8 protein-coding genes and 2 pseudogenes are annotated in these 11,011 nt (G+C 64.6%); 8 read left to right on the top strand and 2 right to left on the bottom strand.

Features of this window, described 5'->3' with window-relative positions; genetic code table 11:
- The 5 genes and pseudogenes from ENZ75_RS08090 to ENZ75_RS08070 all read left to right on the top strand — a co-directional run.
- On the top strand, positions 1-869 hold an 869-nt coding region (locus ENZ75_RS08090; protein WP_164887759.1), incomplete at its 5' end, for an ABC transporter substrate-binding protein.
- A gap of 178 nt (positions 870-1,047) precedes the next feature.
- Positions 1,048-1,910 (top strand): annotated as a pseudogene (locus tag ENZ75_RS08085) (branched-chain amino acid ABC transporter permease).
- Positions 1,907-2,869: a branched-chain amino acid ABC transporter permease gene (locus ENZ75_RS08080; protein ID WP_063169741.1), complete on the top strand. Its 963-nt coding sequence runs from the start codon at positions 1,907-1,909 to the stop codon at positions 2,867-2,869. The pseudogene ENZ75_RS08085 and the gene ENZ75_RS08080 overlap by 4 nt, the downstream one beginning before the upstream one ends.
- On the top strand, positions 2,866-3,594 hold the full coding sequence (locus tag ENZ75_RS08075) for an ABC transporter ATP-binding protein (protein WP_063169740.1): 729 nt from the start codon (positions 2,866-2,868) through the stop codon (positions 3,592-3,594). The genes ENZ75_RS08080 and ENZ75_RS08075 overlap by 4 nt, the downstream gene beginning before the upstream one ends.
- Positions 3,591-4,325, top strand: a complete 735-nt coding sequence (locus ENZ75_RS08070) for an ABC transporter ATP-binding protein (protein WP_063169739.1) — start codon at positions 3,591-3,593, stop codon at positions 4,323-4,325. Before ENZ75_RS08075 ends, ENZ75_RS08070 begins: the two co-directional genes overlap by 4 nt.
- Here ENZ75_RS08070 and ENZ75_RS08065 read toward each other — a convergent pair whose 3' ends face one another.
- Entirely contained in the window at positions 4,326-5,744 is a 1,419-nt protein-coding gene (locus ENZ75_RS08065) for a sodium:proton antiporter (RefSeq protein ID WP_063169738.1), read from the bottom strand. It lies immediately after the preceding gene.
- A 27-nt stretch (positions 5,745-5,771) separates the two neighbouring features.
- Positions 5,772-6,386 (bottom strand): bifunctional nicotinamidase/pyrazinamidase, encoded by a 615-nt coding sequence (gene pncA, locus ENZ75_RS08060; protein ID WP_063169737.1) that lies wholly within the window; start codon positions 6,384-6,386, stop codon positions 5,772-5,774.
- Between the two features lie 258 nt (positions 6,387-6,644).
- Here pncA and ENZ75_RS08055 point away from each other — a divergent pair, with 258 nt between their 5' ends.
- From ENZ75_RS08055 to ENZ75_RS08045, 3 genes and pseudogenes are all read left to right on the top strand, one after another.
- Positions 6,645-7,499: a xanthine dehydrogenase family protein subunit M gene (locus tag ENZ75_RS08055; protein WP_063170426.1), complete on the top strand. Its 855-nt coding sequence runs from the start codon at positions 6,645-6,647 to the stop codon at positions 7,497-7,499.
- A complete protein-coding gene (locus ENZ75_RS08050; protein WP_063169736.1) occupies positions 7,496-10,330 on the top strand; it encodes a molybdopterin-dependent oxidoreductase in 2,835 nt (944 codons plus the stop codon). The genes ENZ75_RS08055 and ENZ75_RS08050 overlap by 4 nt, the downstream gene beginning before the upstream one ends.
- Positions 10,327-11,011, top strand: a pseudogene (locus tag ENZ75_RS08045) (6-hydroxynicotinate reductase); the annotation flags it as partial. The gene ENZ75_RS08050 and the pseudogene ENZ75_RS08045, both read left to right, overlap by 4 nt.

Here is an 11,011-nt window from a genome sequence, read left to right as displayed (position 1 = left end):
GCGAAGGCCATCACGTCGCCTCGACCAAGCTGAACCGCTATGTCTTCCAGCCCGGCATCACCGACGTGAAGAGCCAGATCCAGTCGATGGCGCCGTGGATCGCGGCCAATGCAGGCAAGAAGGTGACGCAGATCTTCCCGGATTTCGCCTTCGGCTACGACCACCGCGACTACCTGCCGCCGGCGCTGAAGGCGCAAGGCGGCGAGGTCATCGCGCAGATCGCCATCCCGCCGACAGAATCGTCCTTCACCAAGTATTTTCCGCAGATCCCGGCCGAGACCGAGGTGATCTACCACGTCATGGTCGGCCCGGCCGTGCTCACCTTCGTCAAGGAGCTTGGTGAGTTCTACGGCTCCAACCGGCCGCAATTGTTCGGCTTCATCGATTCGCTCGAAGCCACCGACATCAACAGCCCCGGCCTCGAATTCCTCGATGGCAGCCATTTCTGGGAAGGCTCGCCGCGCTATGCGCAGGCCGATGATTCCGAGGCGCAGAAGGCCTATCGCGCTGCTGTCGGCATCGACGACAATGGCGCCGCCGTCGGCGACCCCAAGGACGTCTCCACCGCAGCCCACATGTTCGGCTGCTGGGAAACGCTCTACGTCGTCAAGAAGGCGATGGAGGACGCCGGCTACAAGGGACCGGAAGACCGCGCCAAGCTGGTCGAGGCGACCGAGGCGCTGACCGAATTCGCCGAAGGTCCGGAACATCCGCAGGGACCGAAGACCTTCAACGGCAAGATCCACCAGTGCTTTGGCATCCAGAACATCTCCAAGATCGAAGGCGGCAAGCTCAAGGTCGTGCACAAGACCAAGATCGAGGACGGACTTTACGAGGCCGAAGGGGATTATACGACGCAGGCGCTGTGAGCTTAGCGCAGCAGCGTGAGCGCCAAGGCCCCCCCCTCTGGCCTGCCGGACCCGGCCCTTCGCTGTCGCTCCGGGCGTTCGTCGTTCGGAAAGCCAAGCAATTGGCTTTCCGTCCGCTGCGCGGACCACTCCTCACCCCCCGCAAGGGGCGCGATTGCGCTATCGCTGGGCGTGTAGCATGCACTTCGGTCCCCACCTCCTCCTCGCCGCCCTCGAAGGCCTCGTCACCTCAGCCGTGCTGGCGCTGACCGCGCTCGGCCTGTCCTGGTGGTCAATGTCGCGCACGGTGAGTTCTTCATGCTGGGCGCCGTGCTCGCCTGGGCGATCACCACAGCCATTGGCGGCCATCCGGCGCTCGGCTTCCTGGCCGCACTTGTGATTGCTCCGCTGATCGTCGGCGCCATTGCGCTGGTCGCCGAACGGCTGGTGCTGCGCCGGCTCAACTACAATCCGGAAGCCACCATCGTCGCCACCATCGGCATGCTCTACATCATCCAGCAGCTGGCGCTGACCTTCTACGGTCCGGAGGCGCGGCCGGTGGAGCCGCCGTTCAGCTACCGCATCCTTCTGCCGTGGTTCGGCTACTCCGGCTACAAACTGTCTGTCATCGCCACTTCCGCGCTGCTGCTCACCGCGACATGGCTGGTGCTGACGCGCACCAAGGTCGGCCTCGTCATGCGCGCCACGCAGTATGACAGCGAGACGGCGCAGGCCTTCGGCATCCCCGTCGGCCGCGTCTATGGCGGCGTCTTCGCGCTTGGCGCCATGCTGGCGGCCATTGCCGCAGTGCTGATCGTGCCGATCAGCCAGGCGCATTACCTGATGGGGCAGGACCCGCTGCTGCTCTCCTTCATCGTCGTCATCATCGGCGGCCTCGGCTCGCTGCGCGGCACGGTCGTCGCCGCCGTGCTGATCGGTCTCTCCGACGGCATCATCTCGATGTTCTTCTCGCCGACGCTGGCCAAGATCATCGCCACGCTGCTGGTCGCCATGGTGCTGGTGTTCCGTCCGCAAGGCTTGTTCGGGACGAGGTCGCGATGAGCGAAGCTTCGCCGGTAAAAGCCTATGCCATGCATCTCGGCGTCGTCGGGCTGCTTTTCGTGCTGAGCTTCCTTCTGCCGGAATACTATCACGGCCTGCTCGCCCGCATCATGGTGCTGGCAGTGTTCGCCATGGGCTACAACATGCTGTTCGGCTATGTCGGCCTGCTCAGCCTCGGCCATGCCATGTTCTTTGCCGCCGGGCTCTATGGCGCCGGCCTTGCCGTCATCCAGCTCGGCTGGAGCGTACCAGCGGCGTTCGCCGCGGGGCTTGCCTGTGGTGTTGTTGTGTCACTCGTGATCGGCCTGCTGGCGCTGCGCACCACCGGCGTCGCCTTCATGATCGTCACCATGATGTTCGCGCAAGTGTTCTACCTCCTCATCCTCTACTTCGCGACGTGGACCGGCGGCGACCAGGGCATGGTCGTGCCGCAGCCGGCCCGTGTGCTCACCTTCGGCGCGACATCGCTCGAGCTCACCAATCCGACCGTTCGCTACATGACGGCGCTGGCGCTGTTTTCGATCGTGCTTCTCGTCACATTGGCCATCGTCCGCTCCCGGTATGGCCGCGTGCTGGTCGCCATCCGCGAGAATGAGGAGCGGACGAAGATGCTGGGATACGACACTTTCTCCAACAAGCTCGCCGCCGTCGTCATCTCCGGCATCATCTGCGCCGGCTCGGGTGCCGCCTATGCGCTGCTGTTCGGCTATGTCGGATCGAGCTTCGCGTCGGTGCAGTATTCGATCCTGCCGCTGCTGTGGGTGCTGCTGGGCGGTGCTGCAACAACGCTCGGGCCGCTGATCGGCACGCTGTTCATGTACTATGTCATCGATATCACCAGCGGCTACACCTCCGCCTATCTGCTGATCGTCGGCATCGCGCTGATCCTGCTTGTGCTGTTCTTCCCCAAAGGCATTCTGGGCAGCATTAGGCAGCGCTGGCTCGGGTGGCTGCCATGATGCCGCTTTTGACCACCAAGGGCCTTTCTCGCGACTTCGGCGGCCTGCGTGCCGTCGACCGTGTGGATTTCTCCTTGATGCCGGGCGAAATCCGCGCCGTGATCGGCCCCAATGGAGCGGGGAAGACCACCTTCGTCAGCCTGGTCAGCGGCCGCATCCAGCCGTCTGCCGGCATGATCGTCTTCGACGGCGCCGACATCACCAATCTGCCTGCCTATGTCAGGGTCCGCAGGGGGATCGCCTACACCTTCCAGCTCACCAGCGTCTATGCCAACCTGTCCGTCTACGCCAACGTCGCGCTGCCCGCGCAACTGACGCTGCGGCATGGCAGCCATTCCAGGAGCGCGATACAGGCCGCTGTCATGACCGCACTCGAACGCACCGGCCTGGCCGATCGCGCCCACATGCCGGCCGGGCAGTTGTCCTACGGCCATCAGCGCCTGCTGGAAGTGGCGATGGGGCTGGCGCTGAAGCCGCGCCTTTTGATCCTCGACGAGCCGACGCAAGGGCTGGCCGACAGCGAGATCGACAATTTCATCACCCTGGTGCGCGAGATCGCCAAGAACGCCACCGTGCTTCTGATCGAGCACAACATGCCTGTCGTCATGCAGCTGGCCGACCGCATCACTGTCTTCAATGCCGGCAAGATCCTCGCCGAAGGCACGCCCGAAGCGATCCGCGAAAACGCGGCGGTGCAGGAAGCCTATCTGGGGACTGCCCCATGACCGAGGCAAACCAGGCCGAGGCCACGCCTCAAGCACTCACCATTTCGCGGCTCGACTGCTTCTATGGCGAGGTCCAGGTGCTCTATGGCCTCGACCTGGTGCTGAACAAAGGCGAGGTGCTGTGCCTGTTCGGCCGCAATGGCGCCGGCAAGACGACGACACTCAAGGCCATCATGGGGCTGGTCCCCTCGAGCGCCGGCTCGATCAGGCTCGATGGCAAGGAGTTGACCGGCCTGCCGGCGCATGAGGTGCCGAAGGCCGGCGTCGCCTATGTGCCGCAGGGAAGGCGACTGTTCGCCGAAATGACGGTGGCGGAAAACATCGAGATCGGCCTGATGGCGCGCGGCAAAGGCAAGGCGACGCGTGAAAACGTGCTCGACCTCTTTCCATTGCTGCGCCAGCGGCTGCGGCAGCGTTCCGGCACACTGTCCGGCGGCGAACAGCAGATGCTGGCGATGGCGCGTGCACTCTGCCTCGAACCGCAGGTGCTATTGCTCGACGAGCCGACCGAAGGACTGATGCCGTCGATGATCGCCAAGATCCGCGAGACGGTGTCGACGCTGCGTGACATGGGCGTGTCGACCATCCTGGTCGAACAACGGGTCGATGCAGTGCTTTCTGTCGCCGACCGCGTTGCTTTCGTCGAAAACGGCCGCAACCGCGAGACGGTCGATGTCGAGGAATTGCGCGCCGACCCGTCGGCGGTGCGCCGTTATGTCGGCGTGGGTTGATCAGCCGAAGAACAGAAAACCCGCTACCAAAAATGTCGGGATCAGCACCAGGCCCGACCATGCCATATAGCCAAAAAAGCCCGGCATCTTCACGCCGCGATGTCGGGCGATGGCGTAGACCATGAAATTCGGCGCATTGCCGATATAGGTGTTGGCGCCCATGAACACCGCGCCGGCCGAGATCGCGGCAAGCGTCGAAGCGAACTCCGTCATCAGGTGCCGGGGGTCACCGCCGGCAAGCTCGAAGAACACCAGATAAGTCGGCGCATTGTCGAGGAAGGATGACAGCGCCCCGGTCAGCCAGAAATAGGCGAGATCGTTGGGCTGGCCGGAGGAAGAACTCACAAGCGACACCAGCGGCGCCAGCGCACCCTCATGGCCTGCCCTGAGGATGGCGATGACCGGCACGATGCAGATGAAGATGCCGGCAAACAATTTGGCCACCTCTGCTATCGGACCCCAGTTGAAGCCATTGGCCTCGCGGTATTCCTTGCGCGAAATGACAAGTGAAACGAGGGCGAGCGCCAGGATCATGGCGTCGCGCACCAGGTTCTGCAGTTCCAGGCTGACGCCGAACACGGAGAAGCTGACGCCCGGCTTCCAAGCCGCCGATAGCAGGATGGCGCCGATCACCCCCGCCAGCAGCGGAAGGTTGGCCAGGCCGCGCAGGCGCACCTTGGTATCCGGTGTCGGGTCCTTGATCTTCGGCGCGCCAGCCTCGCGCCGGTGCAGGATGATGTCGATCACCAGAAAAATGCCCAGCACGACACCGCCGACGAACAGCGTCTCGCGCCAGAGGTTCGTCGTCGTCCAGAAGAAGTCGACGCCGCGCAGGAAGCCGACGAACAGCGGCGGATCGCCAAGCGGCGTCAGCGAGCCGCCGATGTTGGACACCAGGAAGATGAAGAAGATGACGACATGGGCGTTGAACCGCCTGTTATCGTTGGCGCGGATGATCGGCCGGATCAGGATCATCGAGGCACCGGTCGTGCCGATCACCGAGGCCAGCAGCGCGCCGACCAGCAGCAGGCCGGCATTCACCAGCGGCGTGCCGTGAATGTTGCCGGCAAGGAGAATGCCGCCGGAAATGGTGAACAGCGCAAACAGCAGGATGATGAACGACATGTATTCGGTGAGCAACGCATGCAGCACCGCTTCGGTCGCTGTGGGGACACCGAAGGCGACCGCCAGCGGCAGGACCACCAGAGCGCCCCAAAGGGCCGCGATCTTGCCGTAGTGATGCTCCCAGACATGAAGAAACAGCAGCGGACCAGTGGCGATCGACAACAGCAGCCCGGCAAAGGGCAGCGCCCACCACAGCGACATCGAAGCGCCGGGCAGGCCGTGTTCCTCCGCCCCGAAAGCCTGTGCCGGAAACAGCACGGCCACGACGATTGCCGCCTTCGTCGCGACCCACAAAAAGCCCCTCTTGCGCCTCACGATCCGTCAGTCCGACAAAGGGTCTTCGAGCCTCACGCCGGCGTCGCGCATGCGCTGCAGCGTGGCATGGAGCGAACCGTTGAGATCGATGCCGCGGCAGGCATCCAGCCGCACTGTGGTTTTGAAGCCCTGGCTGACGGCATCCAGCGCCGAAAAGCCGACGCAGAAATCGGTCGCCAGCCCGACCAGGGTCAGCGTGTCGATGCCGCGCTCCCGGAGGTAGCCGGCAAGGCCGGTCTGGGTCGTGCGGTCGTTCTCGAAGAAGGCCGAGTAGCTGTCGATATCAGGCCGAAATCCCTTGCGAATGACGAGCTCGGCCTTGGTCCAGGCGAGGCCGGAATGGAAATCCGAGCCCAGGCTGCCCTGGATGCAGTGGTCCGGCCACAGCGTCTGCTGGCCGTACGGCATTTCGATCATGGTGAAGGGCTGCGCGCCCGGATGGCTGGAAGCAAAGCTGGAGTGACCGGCGGGATGCCAGTCCTGCGTCAGCACGACATGGTCGGTTCGCCGGATCAGGTCGTTGACCAGCGGCACGATCTCGTCGCCGCCGGCAACCGCCAGCGCGCCGCCGGGACAAAAATCGTTCTGCAGGTCGATGACGACAAGCGCTTCGTCGGCCATGGGCTTTCCTCTTCCGTATGCAGGCTCCAGTGGAAAATGCCGCTGACGCGACCGGACGCAGAAACTTGACCAGATGGCCGGCCGCGTCAACCTCTCAAGCCATAACAAATGCGTGCCGGCGGCGCCGCGGCAAACTCCGGCTTTGACAAATCCTGCCAGCTTGATATCATTTGCATACGAATGAATTTTCCGACCCCTGTGCTGGAAGGATCTTTCGAAGTACCAGCTCTGGAAGGCCTCTTTTCGGGAAGGCAAAGCGTGATCCGTTACGCGAAACCCACCTCGGTCGACGAAGCGCTCGCTTTGCTTGGCGAGGGCGCCTGGCGCATCCTTGCCGGTGGCACCGATTTCTATCCGGCACAGGGCAGCAAACCGATCCGCGACAATGTTCTCGACATTAACGGCCTGGCGGCGCTGTGCGGCATTGCCGAGGCGAGCGACCATTTCGTCATCGGCGCGCGCACGACCTGGACCGACATCGTCCGCCATCCCTTGCCGCCGGCCTTCGAGGCGCTGAAGCAGGCGGCGCGAGAGGTCGGCTCGGCGCAGATCCAGAACGTCGCCTCGGTCGCCGGCAATCTCTGCAACGCCTCGCCTGCCGCCGACGGCGTGCCAGCCCTGCTCGTCCTCGATGCCGAGGTCGAGCTGCGCTCGGTGGCAGCGACGCGGCACCTGCCGTTGCAGGACTTCATTCTCGGCAACCGCCGCACGGCTCTGCTGCCCGGTGAGATGGTCACGGCGATCCGCGTGCCGAAGCCCAGCGGCACGTCGGCTTTCGTCAAGCTCGGCGCCCGGCGCTACCTCGTCATTTCCATCGCCATGGTGGCAGCACGTCTGGCCGTCGACAATGGCACCGTCCGGCAAGCGGCGGTCGCGGCCGGCTCCTGTTCGGTGGTGGCCAAGCGGCTGGCCGGCGTCGAAGCCGCGTTGTGCGGGCTGCCGGTGGATGGCGAGCTTGCCGATGCGGTCCTGTCCGCGCCGATGAGCGAACTGTCGCCGATCGCCGATGTGCGCGGCAGCGCCGAATACCGGCTTGATGCAGTGCGCGAGATTGTTGCCCGCGCCGTGCTTGCGGCTGTGGGGCGGACGACTGGCGAAGAGGTGGCGGCATGAGCCAGGTTCAACCTGACGTGCGTGAAGCAGTGCCCGACCTGGGCGCCGTTCGGCCTGCTCGCGGCCCGGAGCGCGTTGACATCGCCTTCGAGGTCAATGGCAGCGCCGTATCGGTCAATGTGCCGCCGCTGCGCCGACTGTCCCTGGTGCTGCGCGACGAACTGGGGCTGACCGGCACCAAGGTCGGCTGCGATGCCGGCGATTGCGGCGCCTGTACGGTGCTGGTCGACGGCGATCCCGTCTGCGCCTGCCTGATGTCGGCGGCGTCCGCTGCCGGCGCATCGGTGACGACAGTTGAAGGGCTTGCCAACGGCCGGCTGTCGACGTTGCAGGCCTCTTTCCTTGCCCATGGCGCTGCGCAGTGCGGGATTTGCACGCCCGCCCTGTTGGTTGCGGCGACGGCTCTGCTGGAGAAGAAGGCGAGCCCCACCGAGGTCGAGGTACAGGACGCGCTCGGCGGAATTCTGTGCCGCTGCACCGGCTACCGGAAGATCATTGCCGCAGTGATGGATGCCTCCCTGCAGGCAGCAAGCCTGGATTTCCGCTTGCCCCGGTCAGGCCACGCGATCGGTTCCTCGCCCATCCGGCTCGACGGCGTGCCGAAGGTCACCGGGGCTGAGAAATTCGGCAGCGATTCCTTCCCCGCCGATGCACTGGCGGTACTGGTGATCCGCTCTCCGCATTATCACGCCAGCTTCGCCTTCGGTGACCTCGATGGCTGGGCGAAGGCACATCCCGGTGTCGCCGGCGTCTTCACCGCCGCCGACATTCCGGGAAAAAACTGTTTCGGCGTCATCGGCCCCTTCGCCGACCAGCCGGCACTGGCCGAAGGGTTTGCCCGCCTTCGCGGTGAGGCGGTGGCGTTGGTCGCTGGCGAGCGCGAGGCGATGCTCGATATCGACCTCTCGGATTTTCCGATCCGCTGGACCGAATTGCCGCATGTTCTCCAATCCTGCGAAGCGCGCGCCGGCGGTGCCAAGCTCATCCATGAGAACAGACCGGCAAACCTGCTGACCTCCGGCTTCGTCGAACGCGGCGATCCGGAAGGGGCCCTTGCCGGTGCAGCGTTCACGGTGTCCGGCGTCATCGACACCTCCTATGTCGAGCACGCCTATATCGAACCGGAAGCCGGCTATGCCTATGTGGACGGCGACACGCTGGTCGTCGTCGCCTGCACCCAGGCGCCCTATATGGACCGCGACGAGACGGCGAAGGTGCTCGGCCTTGCCGTCGACAAGGTGCGCATCGTGCCGACCGCGACCGGCGGCGGTTTCGGCTCGAAGCTCGACGTCTCGCTGCAGCCGCTGATCGGCCTTGTGGCGATGAAGACTGGGCGGCCGGCGGCACTTGCCTACACCCGCACCGAATCGATGATGTCGACCACCAAGCGCCATCCGGCCGAGATGAAAGCAACCATCGGCGCCGATGCCGACGGCCTTGTCACCGGCATGATCTTCGAAGGCGATTTCAACACCGGCGCCTATGCAAGCTGGGGCCCTACCGTGGCCAACCGCGTGCCGGTGCACGCCTCCGGACCTTATGCGACGCCGAACTACCGCGCCGAAGGCCGCGCCATCCATACGCATGGGCCGATCTCCGGCGCCTTCCGCGGCTTCGGCGTGCCGCAAGCGACGATCATGCAGGAGACCCTCTATGATGAGCTGGCCGGCAAGCTCGGCATGGACAGGCTCGATTTTCGCTTGAAGAACTGCCTTCGGAACGGCTCCGAAACGGTCACAGGACAGCTTCTGGACTCCGGCGTCGGCATTGCCGAATGCCTCGAATCGCTGCGGCCGCACTGGGCGCGCGCGGCGGCCGATGCGGAGGCATTCAACAGCGCCAACACAGATAGAAAGCGCGGCGTCGGCGTCGCGTCCTGCTGGTATGGCTGCGGCAACACCTCGCTGCCCAATCCGTCGACCATTCGGGTCGGCATCGCGGCCGACGGCACGGTCATCCTGCACCAGGGCGCGGTCGATATCGGCCAGGGTTCGAACACGGTCATCGCCCAGATCTGCGCCGACGCGCTCGGCCTGCCGCTGGAGAGATTCCAGCTGAAGAGCGCCGATACATCAATTACTCCCGATGCCGGCAAGACATCGGCCTCGCGCCAGACCTTCGTCACCGGCAAGGCGGCCGAGAAGGCCGGCCGCGCCTTGCGTGAAAAGATACTTCGTTTCGCCAATGTTTCGGAAAAAGCCGCTCTCCAACTCGACGGCCCGGCGATCGTCATCCGCGAGGGAGAAGCCACGCGCCGCATCGACCTCACGACGTTGGATCTGGATGCCGAGGGCTTCGTCTTCCGCGCCGAGGAGACCTACGACCCGCCGACGCTGCCCCTCGATGCCAAGGGCCAGGGCAAACCCTACGCCGTTTACGGCTATGGCGCGCAGATCGCCGAACTGGAGGTCGATCTCAAGCTCGGCACGGTGAAGCTGATCAAGATCACCGCCGCGCATGATGTGGGCAAGGCGATCAACCCGCTGCTGGCCGAAGGCCAGATCGAGGGCGGTATCGCGCAAGGCATCGGCATGGCGCTGATGGAAGAGTACATCCCCGGCCGCACCGAGAACCTGCACGACTATCTCATCCCGACCATTGGCGACGTGCCGCCGATCGAGACCATCCTGATAGAAGTTCCGGATCCGGAAGGACCCTTTGGCGCCAAGGGTTTGGGCGAGCATGTGCTGATCCCGACTGCGCCGGCAATCCTCAACGCCATCCGCCACGCCACCGGCGTTCTGATCACCAAGGTTCCGGCGACGCCGACGCGTATCCGCGCTGGCATCCGCGAAAAAGATGGCATCCGCGAAAAGGAGGCACGCCGATGAGCGAGCTTGCCGAACGCTTCGAAACCCATGATCCCGGTGAGAAGCTGGTGGCGGAGAAGATCCGCTGCGATGCCTGTCCGGTGATGTGCTACATCGCTGATGGTCGCACCGGCGCCTGCGACCGCTACGGCAATGTCGGCGGCAGGATCGTGCGGATGGACCCGCTGACCATCCTCGACCATGCGGCCGAGGCCGGCGCGGCAATCGTGCCGTTCGTCGCCGAGGGCGAACAATGGGACGGCGAACTGGTCAACACCGGCCGCCGCTTCGTCACCGCAATCGGCGCCGGCACCACCTATCCCGACTACAAGCCGGCGCCGTTCATCGTCAGCCAGGAAGTCGAAGGCGTCGATCTCGTCACCGTCGTCACGGAAGGCATTTTTTCGTACTGCGGCGTCAAGGTGAAGATCGACACCGACCGGCATATCGGACCCGAGACGGCTATTGTGCGATCGCAAGGCGAGGCAATCGGCCATGTCACGACGGGCGAGTATGGCTCGCAGATGCTGTCGCTGGGCGGCGTGCATCATCTGACCGGCGGCTCGAAGGCCGAAGGACGCGCCACCTGCGACGCGCTGCTCAATCTGTGCAACCGCAAGCCGGTGGAACTCGCCATCGACGGCGGCGCCACCATAACAGTCGAAGCCGGCAAAGCGCCTGTCATCGACGGCAAGCAGGAAC

The organism is Mesorhizobium sp. M7A.F.Ca.CA.002.04.1.1, from assembly GCF_004022805.1.
Lineage (GTDB): Bacteria > Pseudomonadota > Alphaproteobacteria > Rhizobiales > Rhizobiaceae > Mesorhizobium > Mesorhizobium ciceri.
This window is presented reverse-complemented; position numbering and strand designations above follow the sequence as displayed.